Annotated in this window: 11 protein-coding genes; 1 reads left to right on the top strand and 10 read right to left on the bottom strand. The window is 65.7% G+C overall.

Annotated features, from left to right (window positions below; genetic code table 11):
* Nucleotides 1-195: 195 nt before the first annotated feature.
* Nucleotides 196-1,092: a glycosyltransferase gene (locus AC1DD3_RS01450; RefSeq protein WP_230116910.1), complete on the top strand. Its 897-nt coding sequence runs from the start codon at nucleotides 196-198 to the stop codon at nucleotides 1,090-1,092.
* Between the two features lie 13 nt (nucleotides 1,093-1,105).
* Here AC1DD3_RS01450 and AC1DD3_RS01445 read toward each other — a convergent pair whose 3' ends face one another.
* From AC1DD3_RS01445 to argS, 10 genes are all read right to left on the bottom strand, one after another.
* The gene (locus AC1DD3_RS01445) at nucleotides 1,106-1,876 is read right to left on the bottom strand and encodes a WecB/TagA/CpsF family glycosyltransferase (protein ID WP_230116911.1); all 771 of its coding nucleotides are present in this window, start codon (nucleotides 1,874-1,876) and stop codon (nucleotides 1,106-1,108) included.
* Entirely contained in the window at nucleotides 1,873-2,718 is an 846-nt protein-coding gene (locus AC1DD3_RS01440; protein WP_230116912.1) for an L-threonylcarbamoyladenylate synthase, read from the bottom strand. The genes AC1DD3_RS01445 and AC1DD3_RS01440 overlap by 4 nt, the downstream gene beginning before the upstream one ends.
* A gap of 34 nt (nucleotides 2,719-2,752) precedes the next feature.
* Nucleotides 2,753-3,652 (bottom strand): peptide chain release factor N(5)-glutamine methyltransferase, encoded by a 900-nt coding sequence (prmC, locus tag AC1DD3_RS01435; protein ID WP_230116913.1) that lies wholly within the window; start codon nucleotides 3,650-3,652, stop codon nucleotides 2,753-2,755.
* Nucleotides 3,653-3,670: 18 nt separating this feature from the next.
* On the bottom strand, nucleotides 3,671-4,744 hold the full coding sequence (gene prfA, locus AC1DD3_RS01430; RefSeq protein ID WP_230116914.1) for a peptide chain release factor 1: 1,074 nt from the start codon (nucleotides 4,742-4,744) through the stop codon (nucleotides 3,671-3,673).
* Nucleotides 4,745-4,937: 193 nt separating this feature from the next.
* The gene (gene rho, locus AC1DD3_RS01425) at nucleotides 4,938-7,157 is read right to left on the bottom strand and encodes a transcription termination factor Rho (protein ID WP_230116915.1); all 2,220 of its coding nucleotides are present in this window, start codon (nucleotides 7,155-7,157) and stop codon (nucleotides 4,938-4,940) included.
* 406 nt (nucleotides 7,158-7,563) lie between these two features.
* Nucleotides 7,564-8,529: a homoserine kinase gene (thrB, locus tag AC1DD3_RS01420; RefSeq protein ID WP_230116916.1), complete on the bottom strand. Its 966-nt coding sequence runs from the start codon at nucleotides 8,527-8,529 to the stop codon at nucleotides 7,564-7,566.
* A gap of 11 nt (nucleotides 8,530-8,540) precedes the next feature.
* Nucleotides 8,541-9,647 (bottom strand): threonine synthase, encoded by a 1,107-nt coding sequence (gene thrC / locus AC1DD3_RS01415; protein ID WP_230116917.1) that lies wholly within the window; start codon nucleotides 9,645-9,647, stop codon nucleotides 8,541-8,543.
* On the bottom strand, nucleotides 9,648-10,964 hold the full coding sequence (locus AC1DD3_RS01410; RefSeq protein WP_230116918.1) for a homoserine dehydrogenase: 1,317 nt from the start codon (nucleotides 10,962-10,964) through the stop codon (nucleotides 9,648-9,650).
* Nucleotides 10,965-12,440 (bottom strand): diaminopimelate decarboxylase, encoded by a 1,476-nt coding sequence (lysA, locus tag AC1DD3_RS01405; protein ID WP_230116919.1) that lies wholly within the window; start codon nucleotides 12,438-12,440, stop codon nucleotides 10,965-10,967.
* Nucleotides 12,441-12,445: 5 nt separating this feature from the next.
* Complete coding sequence (gene argS, locus AC1DD3_RS01400; protein ID WP_230116920.1) at nucleotides 12,446-14,095, bottom strand: arginine--tRNA ligase; 1,650 nt, start codon at nucleotides 14,093-14,095, stop codon at nucleotides 12,446-12,448.
* Nucleotides 14,096-14,228: the final 133 nt, after the last annotated feature.

Raw genomic sequence — 14,228 nt, 5'->3', positions numbered from 1 at the left:
CTGTGGATCTGACGTGCAATAAATGAAACTTCTCCGTCGCGCCATGCGCACAGACAGGCAGTGCATAGTGCCTGACAGGGCTGTATTACAGTGGACTCTAGTCAAGATACTAACGCCAACGGGTACATGGCTTCGCGTCACACGGCCTATCGCCGGCGGGGAACTTGCCGACGGCAGTGCTGAAAGGAACCCGCAATGTCAGTGTCGGTCGCAGTTGCCGCCGTGACGTTTGACCGTCCCCGCGAGCTGGCCGTCTTGTTGAAGGCCATCAACAGCCAGACGGCTGCCGTAGCCTCCATTTGCCTGGTTGACAGCGGTACTGTGCCGGCCCGGGATGTGGCTGAGCAGCACGGCAACGTGGACTATGTCCGTTCGGAAGCCAATCTTGGCGGGGCCGGCGGGTTCTCCCTGGCCGTCCTCAAGGCCGTGGCCAGCGGTGCGGACTGGGTCTGGATGATGGACGATGACGCCGAGCCGGCGGACGCCGAATGCCTCGCCACGCTGATCCGCGAGGCCGAGTCCCGGGAGCTTGACGCGGTGGTCCCGCTCGTGGTGGCGCCCGGCCACCCTGACCGGCTGTCCTTCTTCTTCCGGCTGGACGGCAAAGTTACCCACGACCGCGCCGCGTTGGAGAAAGTGGGGTTCCTGCCACAGGACGGGCACTTCTTCAACGGCGCCCTGATCCGCTCGGATGTTTTCTTCAAGGTGGGTCTGCCGGACATGCGCCTCTTCATCCGGGGCGACGAGGTGGACTTCACCATTCGGCTGCGCAAGGCCGGCATCCGTTTCGGCACCGTGACGACGGCGGCCATCACCCACCCCCACGCGTTCTCCGAAACCAAGCACGTTTTCGGCGCCCGGTGGCACGTGATTGTTCCGGACTCGGCGTTCAAGCGCTACTACTACTACCGCAACCGCGGCTATCTGATCCGTCGCTACTTCCGCATCAAGTCCCTGACTGCCGACGTTGGCGGATACCTGGGCTATTTCCTGCGCCGCGGTGACTTCCGTGGACTGGCCGACTGGTTCCGGGCGTTTTCGACGGGCCTGCGGGGCAAAGGGTTCGCCCCGCTCAAGGACCAGAAGTTCTAGCCGTGCTGACGGTTTAGCCGTCCTGGGCCGGCCGGCGTTGCAGGCGGCGCCGGACCAACAGCCCCAGCAGCACCCACGGCTCGCCGAAAACGCGGTAGGCGACACGCCGGGGGTGCAGCAGAAGACGCCACGCCCACTCCAGGCCAAGCCGGCCGAGCCAGCGCGGCGCCAGCTTCTGGATTCCTGCGATCTGCTCGATGGCACCGCCCACGGCGCAGTAGACCGCGGGCGGCAGCGAGCCGAGGCGGCGCCGCAGCACCCTTTCCTGGAGTGGCATGCCCAGGCCAATAAGCACGAGCTGCGGGCGCTGTTCCGCCAGCCAGGCTGAGGCAGTTTCCTCAACGTCGTCGTTCCAGCCTTCGCCGGGCATGCCGGAGACGCTTGCCCCGGGGACGATGCTTTGCAGCTTCGCCACCGCGCGGGCGTTGGCAACGGGGCCCGCCCCGATGACTGCGATGCGTTCCAGCCCGCTGACCTGTCCAAGGGCCGGAATCCAGTCAGTTGACCCGAGCCGGTAGTCCATGACGGGTCCGGAGGGTTTCCTGCCTCTCCCCCACAGCCACAGGACGGGAGCGCCGTCGATGAGAACGACGTCGCTGTTCTCATAAAACTTCCGGAATTCGGGTTCGGCATGGAACAGCGTCACGCTGTGAAGGTTATGCCCGACGACGGTCCGCGTGGTCCCGTCCGCCACGAACCTGTTGAGCACTCCGGTAAGTCCGGCGACGTCCAGCGGTGTGGCGTCCACCCCGAGAACTGGAATGGTCTGCCGTTGCAGGGTCATTCGGCGTCGGGCGCTTTTTCGCCCGCTGGCCCGCTGGGTGTCTTTTCGCCGGGCTCTTGTTCTCCGGATTCCGAAAGCTCATCCGCAGCCGCGTCAGGGACGCCAGCAGCCTCCGGCTCCGGAAGCTTCTCCGGCTCCGTGGTGGCCGCAGGTTCAGCAGATTCCTCCGGCTCCCCGGCGTTGCCGTCAATGTCCAGCAAGACGGGAACCACCTCCCGCAGCCGCTCCAGGCTCACCGCTCCCTCGCGGACCACGCGCAGCGGCAGCGACGTGGCGTCCACGATGGTGGACGGCATGGCGTCAGTTCCCTCGACGGGGCGGAAGCCGCCTTCCAGGTAGACCTCCACCGATTCAGCGAGCTGGGAACGGGCTTCGAAAGCGGTCTGTGCCGGCGCCTGCCCCGTCCTGTTGGCGGACGAGACGGCCAGCGGACCGGTCAAGGTCAGCAGTTCCTGTGCCACTTCATCGGCCGGGATCCGGAGGGCGACAGTTCCTTTTGTGTCCCCCAGGTCCCAGTCGAGCGAGGGCTGGGCGTGCAGGATCAGGGTCAGTCCCCCAGGCCAGAACGCCTCGGCAAGCTGCCGTGCCTCCGGAAAAACGTCCGTGGCCAAACCGTCCAGGGCATTCAGCCGCGGAATGAGCACAGGAGGAGGCATGCTCCGGCCGCGGCCCTTCGAAACCAGCAGCATGGTGACAGCCTGCGGCGAAAAAGCATCCGCGGCGATCCCGTAGACCGTGTCCGTAGGGAGGACCACGCATTTCTTCTCGAGGATGGCACGCCGTGCGTGTGCCAGTCCTGCGGTGCGCTCATCATCGGCCATGCAGTTATACGTAGTGGTCACTGCCCTATTCTTTCATTACTCGGAGTGGGGCTGTTTACTGTGCACGCGGCGCGGCAAGAAGGGCGCTGGTTGCCCGCTCCTTGCCGTTGAGGTCCAGATGCGTGGTGACGTCCGTCCACCTGCCCGCTCTGTTCAGCATCGCCACGATCCAGGCGGCCTGCACCTCGGCGTGTTCCATCACGAAGAAGCCCCCGGGGACCAGCAGCCGGGCAGCGGAAGCTGCTGCCGCCGTCGGAAGTTCCATGCCGTCCGCTCCTCCGCCGTAAAGGGCTTCGGGCGGGTCGTGCAGCGCCACCTCGGGTTCGTTGGGGATTGCCTCTGCGGGGATGTACGGCGGATTGGACACCACGACGTCGAACGTTCCGTTGAGTTCCGGCAGCGCGTCCCGCAGGTCGCCCCGAACGAGGCGGACACCAAGGGGCTGGAGGTTCTTCTGCGCCCAGGCATGCGCGAATTCGCTGTACTCGACCGCATGGACCTCGGCCTCCGGCACCTCATGCGCCACGGACCCCGCGATGGCCCCGGAGCCGGTGCCCAGATCCACCACTTTAGGGCGGAACACGCCTGCCCGTTCCAGCGCCCGGAGCCGGTCGATCACCAACTGGACCACGGACTCTGTTTCCGGGCGGGGAATGAAGACGCCGGGGCCCACCGCGAGTTGAAGGTAGCGGAAATGCGCCACACCGGTGATGTGCTGCAGCGGAATGCGGCGGGCCCGTTCGGCAACCAATTCCGCATAGCCCGCCGGCGCCGGGGCATCGCCCAGCATCATGGCCCGCAGCCGGCCCAGGCCGACGCCGAGCAGATGGTCCGCCAGCAGTTCGGCGTCGACCCGCGGGCTGGGCACTCCCGCATCGGCAAGCAGCGCCGTGGCCTCGCGGACGGCATCGGCAAGGGATTGGACCGTTTTGGCCGTCTGGTGCTCGGACGTCATGTGGTTCAGTGGTTCCGGCTAGTCGCCGATGGCGTCCAGGCGTGCCTGCTCGTCCATCTCGATGGCCGACTGGATGACCGGTTCGAGGTCGCCGTTCATGACCTGGTCCAGGTTGTACGCCTTGTAGCCGGTGCGGTGGTCCGCGATCCGGTTTTCCGGGTAGTTGTAGGTCCGGATCCGCTCGGAACGGTCCATGGTGCGGATCTGCGACTTCCGCTGGGCCGAGTTCTCGGCGTCGATCTGCTCCTGCTGGTGCGCGAGGATACGGGCGCGGAGTACCCGCATGCCGGCTTCGCGGTTCTGCAGCTGCGACTTCTCGTTCTGCATGGCCACCACGATTCCGGTGGGAAGGTGCGTGATGCGGACCGCGGAGTCGGTGGTGTTGACGGACTGGCCGCCGGGACCGGAGGACCGGTAGACGTCGATCTTGAGGTCATTCTGGTTGATTTCGAGCTCTTCCGGCTCGTCCACCTCGGGAAGCACCAGCACACCCGCGGCCGAAGTGTGGATACGGCCCTGCGACTCAGTCACGGGGACGCGCTGCACACGGTGCACGCCGCCCTCGAACTTCAGCCGCGCATAAACGCCTTCGGCGGGATCGTTCGAGCTGCCCTTGACGGCCATCTGGACGTCCTTGTAGCCGCCGAGGTCGGATTCCGTGGCAGAAATGAGTTCAGTCTTCCAGCCGCGCGATTCCGCGTAGCGGGTGTACATACGCAGGAGGTCACCGGCGAACAGTGCGGCTTCGTCGCCGCCTTCACCGCCCTTGACCTCAAGGATCACGTTGCGGGCATCGTCCGGGTCGCGGGGAATGAGCAGCCGGCGAAGATTCGCGGCCGCCTTCTCCAGTCCGGCCTCCAGTTCGGGAACCTCAGCAGCAAACTCGGGATCCTCCGAAGCCATTTCCTTCGCAGCAGCGAGATCATCCTGAATCGCATGCCACTTGTGGTACGCCTCCACAATGCCGTTCAGCTGCGCAGACCGCCGCCCCAACTTGCGAGCCAGCCGCTGGTCAGCATAGACAGCAGGATCCCCCAGCTGCGCCTGGATAGCATCATGCTCATCAAGCAGGCCCTGTACGGACTCAAACATTTTCAAAACCTCTTTCGACTCTTACAAGTCTAGTAACTGCAAGGCGGGGTCACTTACCGCCCATTTCAACGGCCTTATTGGGCTCGATGTGACCCCGCGTTGCTTTTGAAGCGGAGGAACCGGTTAACGCAACAACCGCCCGGGAAATTGGCGGCCCGGGAAGGGCCGCCAATTTTCGGGCGGTTACGCGCAGCTACTTGTCGTTATCCGACTTTGCACCAAGGGTCGTCTTCTGAACCTGCATGAGGAACTCGACGTTGCTCTGGGTCTCCCGGATCTTGTTGGTCAGCAGCTCAAGGCTCTGCTGCGTTTCGAGTCCGGAAAGGACGCGGCGCAGCTTCCACATGATCTTGACTTCCTCGGGAGAAAGGAGGTTCTCTTCGCGGCGGGTACCGGACGCGTTGACGTCCACGGCCGGGAAGATGCGCTTGTCCGCCAGTTGGCGGGACAGGCGCAGTTCCATGTTGCCGGTGCCCTTGAACTCTTCGAAGATGACCTCGTCCATCTTGGAGCCGGTCTCGACGAGCGCGGTAGCCAGGATGGTCAGCGAGCCGCCGTTTTCGATGTTGCGGGCTGCACCGAAGAAACGCTTCGGCGGGTACAGCGCTGCGGAGTCGACACCACCGGACAGGATACGGCCGGAAGCCGGTGCTGCCAGGTTGTAGGCGCGGCCCAGACGGGTCATGGAGTCGAGGAGCACCACAACGTCCATGCCCATTTCCACGAGGCGCTTGGCGCGTTCGATGGAAAGCTCGGCAACAGTCGTGTGGTCATCCGCGGGGCGGTCGAAGGTGGAGGCGATGACCTCACCCTTGACGGTGCGCTGCATGTCCGTGACTTCTTCGGGACGTTCGTCAACGAGCACCATCATGAGGTGGACCTCAGGATTGTTGGTGGTGATGGCGTTGGCGATGGACTGCAGGATGAGCGTCTTGCCGGCCTTCGGCGGCGAGACGATCAGGCCGCGCTGGCCCTTGCCGATCGGGGCAACCAGGTCGATGACGCGGGGCCCGATCTTCTTGGGGTCCGTCTCGAGGCGCAGTCGCTCGGAGGGGTACAGCGGAACCAGCTTGGCGAACTCGACGCGGTCCTTGAGTTCCTCGGAAGTCTTGCCGTTGACCGACGTGACGCGGACCAGGGCGTTGAACTTCTGGCGGGCGGACTGCTGGCTGCGGTCCTCACCATCGCGGGGTGCACGGATGGCACCGACGACGGCGTCGCCCTTGCGCAGGTTGTACTTCTTGACCTGTGCGAGGGATACGTAGACATCGTTCGGGCCCGGCAGGTAACCGGAGGTGCGGATGAAGGCGTAGTTCTCGAGGACATCCAGGATGCCGGCTACCGGCAGCAGGACATCGTCGTCGGTGACCTCGACGTCGTCGACGTCCGGACCCTGGGCGCGTCCTCGACGGCGGTCGTTGCGGTCGCGGAAGCGGTCGTTACGGGAGTTGCTGTCCCTGCTGTCGCGGCTGTCTGACCGTTCGGTGCGGTCATTGCGGTCGCGGCGGTTACGGCGGTTGCGCCGGCTGCCACCATCGGCGTCATCACCATCGCGGCTGTCGTCACGGCGGTTGTCGTCGCGGCGGGTATCGCGGGCGCCAGCAGTTTCCGCTGAGTCGCGGCCACCGCGGGTGCGGCCTTCCCGGCGGTCAGTGCGCTGCCCACCATCGGCGGTCTCGCTTCCCTGCTCACGGGCCTCGGCACCGCGCGCTTCACCGCCACGGGTTTCAGCAGCACGGGTTTCGGCGACGCGGGTTTCACCGCCACGCGTTTCAGCAGCACGGGTTTCGGCGACGCGGGCCTCAGCACCACGGGCTTCAGGCGCAGCGGCCTCGGACGGTGCCTCGGCGGTGTCGGCTTGCGGCGTCCCCGCGGCTGCCTCGCCGCGGCGGCGGTTGCGGGTACGCGGCTGGCGGCGTTCGCCGACGCCTTCACCGGCGGCCGGCTCGGACGTTTCGGCAACTGCCTGGGCGGCAGGGACCTCGACGGCGGCCGCGGGCTCGGCGGCTGGCTCTGCTGCAGGGGTGGATACCACTCCGTCGCTCACGGCGCGGCGGCTGCGGCCACGGCCGCGGGCACGGGTTCCTTCCTGTGCCGGGGCTTCGGCCGCTTCTGCCGGGGCAGCGGGAGCCGAAGCGCCTGCAACAGCCGCGCTGTTGTCGGTGGCCTTCTCCGCAGCCCGGGCCGGAGCCTTGCTGGCTGAAGAACCCGCACGATGCGCGGAAATGGCCGAGACCAGGTCTCCCTTGCGCATGCGGGAACCGCCTGAAATTCCAAGCTGGCTGGCAAGCGCCTGCAGCTGGGCGAGCTTGAGGCCGGCGAGGCCACTGCTCTTGGCGGGTGCTTCCGTCAACGATCCGGAAGCAGAAGATGTTGTGTCCACAGCTGGCGACAGCTCAGTGGTTTCGGTCACGAAGGATCCTTCCCCCTCGACGGCGTCCAGACTGGGAGCTGGACGCGATGATTTGATCTGGGCTGCAGTTCAGATCTGCAGCCGCGATTTCGGCCTTGCCGGATGGATTTCGGCCAGCAGGGCCGGTTACTGATCGCCTTCAACGCTCCGAAATTAGGCGGGGCGACGGACTGACAGTTCAGGTACAGAAATGATTCTGTAAAGTCCTGGGTCAGGCCAAGGAGACGGCACCGGAAAATACTGCGCATTACGAGATCAGAGCAGCAGCAGATCTGAGCAGGTCCGGACCACGAAAGGCAACTGGGCCAAAATCGGGGTCTTTAGTCTGCACGGTCTATTGGCTGCAGGGCCTCTCGACTACAGAGTCGCTGTCTGACTGCAAAAACTGCGGTGACTGAATGCGGGTTTACCGCCGGTGCACTCCCACTTTAGCACCTTCGACGTCCACTGCCAGCTTCATCACACGCCAGTTGATGTCCGGAGTGTTTGCCGAGGTGAAAGCCCCGATAAAGTCCAGGACTGTTGCCGCCTCCGCTTCGCCGTTTGCCAGCACCAGAACGGTGGGCCCGGCGCCGGACACCACGGCGGCATGCCCCGCGGCGCGCAGCGCTTTGATCAGAGCAGCGCTGGGCCGCATGGCCTCGGCACGGTAGCTCTGGTGGAGGTAGTCCTCGGTGCCCGCAAGCAGGAACTCCGGCTTGTGGGTCAGCGCATGGATCAGGAGGGCGGCCCGGCCGGAGTTCATGGCAGCGGCATGGTGCCCCACCGATGCCGGCAGCAGCGCCCGCGCGGCCTCAGTGGACAGCTCGAAGTCCGGCACAGCCACAATCGGGATGACAGCCGCATCCACGGTGGCGCACGTACTGCTGTACTGGTCACTGTCCTGCCAGGACAGTGCCAGTCCGCCGAATATGGCCGGGGCGACGTTGTCCGGATGCCCTTCGATCTCGCTGGTCAGCTGCAGGATCCAGTCGCGGTCCTGCTGCTCCCCCGCCGGAAGCAAGGCGTTCGCAGCCGTGACTGCGGCCACCACGGCAGAGGCTGAAGAACCCAGGCCGCGGCCGTGGGGGTTCACGTTTTCGGCGACGATCCTGAGGCCGGTGTGCCGGTAGCCACGGCGGCCGAACGCGGCCTCCATGGCCCTGACCACCAAATGGCTGGCATCCCGCGGCAGGGAGTCTGCGCCTTCACCGCTGAGCTCGAAGACCAGTTCCCCGGTATCCAGGCTTTCAACGGTCAAGGTGTCGTGCAGAGTCAGTGCCAGTCCGAGGCTGTCATAGCCGGGCCCGAGGTTGGCGCTCGTGGCGGGCACCCGGACCGTGACCTGCTGCCCGGCCTGGATGGCCGGCAGCTGGGCCGTTTGCGGCAGCATGGTTTCCAAGGCTAGTTGTCTTCCAGTCCCAGTTCGGCGGCGACCGTCACGACGTCGTTGGAAACCTTGACGGGCTGCACGTCGCTGCCGTCTTCGGTCCGCAGGGCCCACTGGGGGTCTTTCAGGCCGTGGCCGGTGACCGTGATCACAATGGTCTTGCCGGAGGGAACCTCGCCGGCAGCGTGCTTCTTGATCAGGCCCGCTACGCCGGCGGCCGAGCCGGGCTCCACGAAGACTCCTTCGCGGGCGGACAGCCAGCGGTGCGCCGCGAGGATCTCTTCGTCGGTCACCGAGTCGATGAAACCGCCGGACTCGTCGCGGGCCGCGATGGCGCCGTCCCACGACGCCGGGTTCCCGATCCGGATGGCCGTGGCGATGGTGTCCGGCTCGGTGATGGGGTGCCCGGCCACGAAGGGCGCGGCACCGGCAGCCTGAAAGCCCCACATCTGCGGGGTCCTGGTGGAAACGGCGGGAAGAGTGCCGGCTGTCTCTGACTCGAACGGCGCGGAGTACTCCTTGTAGCCCTTCCAGTACGCGGTGATGTTGCCGGCGTTGCCGACGGGCAGCACGTGGATGTCCGGGGCATCGCCGAGGGCGTCAACGATTTCGAAGGCACCCGTCTTCTGGCCCTGGATGCGGGCCGGGTTGACGGAGTTCACCAGGAAAACGGGGTAGGACTCACCCAGCTTGCGGGCAATGTCCAGGCAGTTGTCGAAGTTGCCGTCGACCTGCAGCAGGGTGGCGCCGTGGGCGATTGCCTGGCTCAGCTTGCCCATGGAGATCTTGCCTTCGGGAACCAGCACGGCGCATTTCAGGCCGGCGGCCGTGGCGTACGCTGCGGCGGAGGCGGAGGTGTTTCCGGTCGAGGCGCAGACCACGGCTTTGGCACCTGACGCCACGGCGGCAGTCATGGCCATCGTCATGCCGCGGTCCTTGAAGGAACCGGTGGGGTTCATGCCTTCCACCTTGAGGTACACCTCCGAGCCGGTCAGTTCTGACAGCTTCTGGGCGTGGACCAGCGGCGTGCCGCCCTCACCGAGGGTGATGACCTTGGTGGATTCGGTGACGGGCAAACGATCAGCATATTCGCGGATGACACCGCGCCATTGGTGAGCCACTTAGACTCCTTCTACCCGCAGTACGGATGTAACGGAATTGATGACGTCCAGGCCCTTGACGGCCTGGACGGTCGCTGCCAGTGCAGCTTCGGTTGCGCGGTGCGTCACGATCCGCAGTTCCGCGGATTCGACGTTCGAGTCGGCATCGCGGTGAATGGTCTGGCGCATGATTTCGATGGAAACGCCGTGCTCGGCGAACAGCTGGGCAATCTTCGCCAGCACGCCGGGCTGGTCCGCAACGTCCAGGCCGATGTAGTAGCTGGTGTACACGGCGTCAATGGGCAGTGCCGGGACGTGCCCGGTGGTGGACTCGATGCGTCCGGGGCCCCCCAGGACGATGCGGCGCGCTGCCGAGACGAGGTCACCCAGCACGGCAGACGCCGTCGGGGTTCCGCCGGCGCCCTGGCCGTAGAACATCAGTTCCCCGGCATTCTCGGCCTCAATGAAGACGGCGTTAAAGGCTCCGCGGACAGCAGCCAGCGGGTGCTCCCGCGGAAGAAGGGTCGGGTGGACCCGAACGGACACGCCGTCGTTGCCGTCAGTGTCGGTCAGCTTCTCGGCGATGGCCAGCAGCTTGATGACGAATCCGGCCTCTTTGGCCGCGGCGATGTCAGCGGCGCTGACGCGCGTGATTCCCTCGCAGTGGACGTTCGCCAGGTCAAAGCGCGTGTGGAAGGACAGGGACGCCAGGATCGCAGCCTTGGCCGCAGCATCCAGGCCTTCGACGTCGGCCGTCGGGTCCGCCTCGGCGTAACCGAGCCGCTGTGCCTCTGCCAGGGCGTCGGCGAACTGTGCGCCTGTGGAGTCCATCTGGTCGAGGATGAAGTTGGTGGTGCCGTTGACGATTCCCAGGACCCGGGTGATGCGGTCACCGGACAGGCTGTCGCGGATGGGACGCAGGATGGGGATGGCTCCCGCAACCGCCGCTTCGTAGGACAGCTCGACGCCGGCTTTGTCCGCTTCTTCGTAAAGAGTGGGGCCGTCCGCGGCCAGCAGGGCCTTGTTGCCCGTGACCACGCTCGCGCCATTTTGGATGGCCGTGAGGATCAGCGAGCGGGCGGGCTCGAGGCCGCCCATCAGCTCGATCACGAGGTCGGCGTCCTTGACCAGGGTTTCGGCATCCGTGGTGAACAGCTCACGCGGCAGTTCCACATCGCGTTCGGCGTCGAGGTTGCGCACGGCAATGCCGGCCAGCTCCAGGTGTGCACCCGTCCGCGGGGCCAGGGCGCCGGCGTCGTCAATAAGAATCCGCGCGACCTGGGCCCCTACGTTGCCACAGCCCAGCAGGGCCACTTTCAGGGTTCGCAATTCGGTCATTCAGACTCCCATGTCGCGGTTGAGCAGATCTTCTTCGGTTTCCCCGCGGACAATCAGCCGGACAGATCCATCGCGCACAGCGACAACGCCCGGCCGGGCCAGATAGTTGTAGTTGCTTGACAGGGCCCAGCAGTAGGCGCCGGTACCCGGTACAGCGAGCAGATCACCGGCTGCCACGTCCTCGGGCAGATATACATCTCTAACAACTATGTCGCCGCTCTCGCAATGTTTGCCCACCACTCGGGACAGCTGCGCAGCCGCTGCGGAGGTCCGTGAGGCCAGAATCGCTGAATAATCCGCGTCGTAGAGCACCGGACGGGCGTTATCGCTCATGCCGCCGTCCACCGACACATAGCGCCGGGGGTGCGTAACGTCCTTCCCGGCAGATTCGGCGTCATTGGAGGCCGGAGCATCCACGCGGACTGTTTTCCGGGTGCCCACCTCATACAGCGTGAACGTGCTGCTGCCTACGATGGCCCGTCCGGGCTCGATCGAGATACGCGGGGCGGAAATGCCCAGTTCAGCGCACCTTGAACGGACGACGGCGGCCATCGCCTGCGCGATTTCGGCTGCCGGGCGGGGCGTGTCCACCGGCGTGTAGGCGATGCCGTATCCACCGCCAAGATCGAGCTCGGGCAGCCGGATCGAGTACTTCTGCTGCATCTCGGCGAGGAAGCCCAGGAGTTTCTCCGCAGCAAGGGCAAAGCCGTCGGGTTCGAAGATCTGCGATCCGATGTGGCAATGCACACCGAGCAGTTCGATGCTGGGATAGCTCGTGGCAGCGGCCACAGCTTCCTCGGCCGCCGAGAGACCGGCCTGGTCTGTCGAGTCTCCGGCCATGGAGAGTCCGAACTTCTGGTCTTCATGGGCAGTGGCGATGAACTCGTGGGTGTGGGCGTGGACGCCCGGCGTCAGCCGCAGCATAACCTTGGCCGCCTCACCCCGCTCCGAAGCGATTTTTGCCACGCGCTCCAGCTCGTCCAGGCTGTCCACCACGATCCGGCCCAGTTTCATGTCCAGCGCGCGGTTGATCTCGGCGTCGGACTTGTTGTTCCCGTGCAGGCCAAGGTTGGCACCGTCGATGCCGGCGCGGGCGGCTACAGCGAGCTCGCCGCCGGAACAGGTGTCCAGCCGCAGGCCCTCTTCAGCCACCCAGCTTGCCACCGCAGTGCAGAGGAAGGCCTTGCCCGCGTAGTAGACATCCACTCCCCCGCAGATGTCGGCGAAGGCCTCCTCAAAGGCTTCCTTGAAGGCGCGGGCTCTCGCCCGGAAATCGGACTCGCTCATGACGAAAAGCGGCGTGCCGAACTGCTCCTTCAGCCTGCTGACGGGAATGCCGCCGACGGCGATTTCGCCGTCGGCGTTCCGTTCCACTCCGGCAGCCCACATGGACGGGTGCAGGGCGTTGAGGTCCGACGGCACCGCGAGCCAGTCCGGGGCGAGCGGCGAGGACTGGTTCAATGCATGGGCGGTCATTCAGTTCACATCCGTTCCGGCGCGGAAACGCCAAGCAGGTCAAGTCCGTTGGCCAGCACCTGGCTCGTGGCGTCGTTGAGCCACAGGCGCGTGCGGTTGAGATCGGTGACGGCTTCGTCCCCCAGCGGGGCTACGCGGCAGGCGTCGTACCACCGGTGGTAGGCCCCGGCGATGACCTCAAGGTGGCGGGCCACCCGGTGGGGTTCGCGCAGCTCAGCGGCCTTGGCCACGATGGACGGGTAGCTGCCGAGGTAGGACAGCAGCTCATTTTCCGTGGCGTGGTCCAGCAGCGAGGCATCGAAAGCGCTGCGGTCCACGCCGGCGGCCACGGCGTTGCGTGCGGTGCCGCGGGAGCGGGCGTGGGCGTACTGCACGTAGAAGACCGGGTTCTCGTTGCTGTGCTTCTTGAGCAGCTCCGGGTCCAGAGTCAGCGGGGAGTCTGCCGGGAAGCGGGCCAGGGAGTAGCGCACGGCGTCCTTACCGAGCCAGGAGATCAGGTCCTTGAGCTCGATGATGTTACCGGCGCGCTTGGAAAGCTTGGCGCCGTTTACCGAGACGAGCTGGCCGATCAGCACCTCGATGTTAACTTCGGGGTCATCCCCGGCAGCGGCCGCGATGGCCTTGAGCCGGTGGATGTAGCCGTGGTGGTCGGCACCCAGCAGGTAGATCTTTTCGGTGTAGCCCCGGTCCTTCTTGGACAGGTAGTACGCTGCGTCGGCGGCAAAGTACGTCGGCTCGCCGTTGGCGCGGATCATCACGCGGTCCTTGTCGTCGCCAAAGTCCGTGGTGCGCAGCCAGACGGCGCCGCCGTCGTCGAACACGTGGCCCTGCTCGCGAAGGCGGGCAACGGCACTTTCAATGGCCCCGGCGTCGTGGAGTTCCTGTTCGGAGAAGAAAACATCGAAGGAAACGCCGAACTCGGCCAGAGTGTCTTTGATGTCCTTAAGCTGTGCCCGGTACGCCGCCGCCCGGATCACCGGAAGGGCGGCCACATCGGTCAGCTCGCGGATGTCGGGGTGCCGGGTCAGGACCTCATGGCCGAGGTCGCGGATGTACTCGCCCGGATAGCCGCCCTCTGGCACATCCCTGCCGTGGAGGCGTGCCAGCACGGAGTTGGCGAACACGTTCATCTGCGAGCCGGCGTCGTTGATGTAGTACTCGGCGGTGACATCCGCCCCGGAGGCACGCAGCACGCGGGCGATGGAGTCTCCCAGGGCCGCCCAGCGGGTGTGGCCGATATGCAGTGGCCCGGTGGGGTTTGCCGAGACGAACTCCATGTTGACGGTGTGGCCTGCGAGCGCCGAGTTGGTCCCGTACTCAGGTCCGGCTTCGACGATGGCCTTGGCCAGCGCACCGGCGGCGGCCGCGTCGACGGTGATGTTCAGGAAGCCAGGGCCGGCAATCTCCACTGCGGACACGCCGTGGATCGCTTCCAGGCGGGCGCTGAGGATGGTGGCGAAGTCCCGCGGCCTGGTACCGGCCTGCTTGGCCAACTGCAGGGCAATATTCGTTGCCCAGTCGCCGTGCTCCCGGTTCTTCGGCCGTTCCACGAGGACGGCGTCGGGGACGGCCGCTTCGGAAAGTGCGACCTCACCGGCGGCAACGGCATCTTTCAGGCAGGCGGATATGGCGAGGGAGAGTTCTTCGGGAGTCACAACCCTAGCCTACCGGGGGGCCCGCCCTGCGGCGGAATTCCGGCGTCGCTGATGGCGCTGTCACGCACAGCAACCGCCTAGCAGATTCACAGATTGAACCCGTACCCTGATTTGAGCGTCGTTCACCCGGCAA

Source organism: Arthrobacter sp. 05T444 (genome assembly GCF_056395905.1).
This window is presented reverse-complemented; position numbering and strand designations above follow the sequence as displayed.

Coding starts and splice junctions, on each gene's coding strand:
- prfA (WP_230116914.1), bottom strand. CDS start 4,744: ATGTTTGAGTCCGTACAGGGCCTGCTTGATGAGCATGATGCTATCCAG.
- thrB (WP_230116916.1), bottom strand. CDS start 8,529: ATGCTGCCGCAAACGGCCCAGCTGCCGGCCATCCAGGCCGGGCAGCAG.
- AC1DD3_RS01450 (WP_230116910.1), top strand. CDS start 196: ATGTCAGTGTCGGTCGCAGTTGCCGCCGTGACGTTTGACCGTCCCCGC.
- lysA (WP_230116919.1), bottom strand. CDS start 12,440: ATGACCGCCCATGCATTGAACCAGTCCTCGCCGCTCGCCCCGGACTGG.
- prmC (WP_230116913.1), bottom strand. CDS start 3,652: ATGACGTCCGAGCACCAGACGGCCAAAACGGTCCAATCCCTTGCCGAT.
- AC1DD3_RS01410 (WP_230116918.1), bottom strand. CDS start 10,964: ATGACCGAATTGCGAACCCTGAAAGTGGCCCTGCTGGGCTGTGGCAAC.
- AC1DD3_RS01445 (WP_230116911.1), bottom strand. CDS start 1,876: ATGACCCTGCAACGGCAGACCATTCCAGTTCTCGGGGTGGACGCCACA.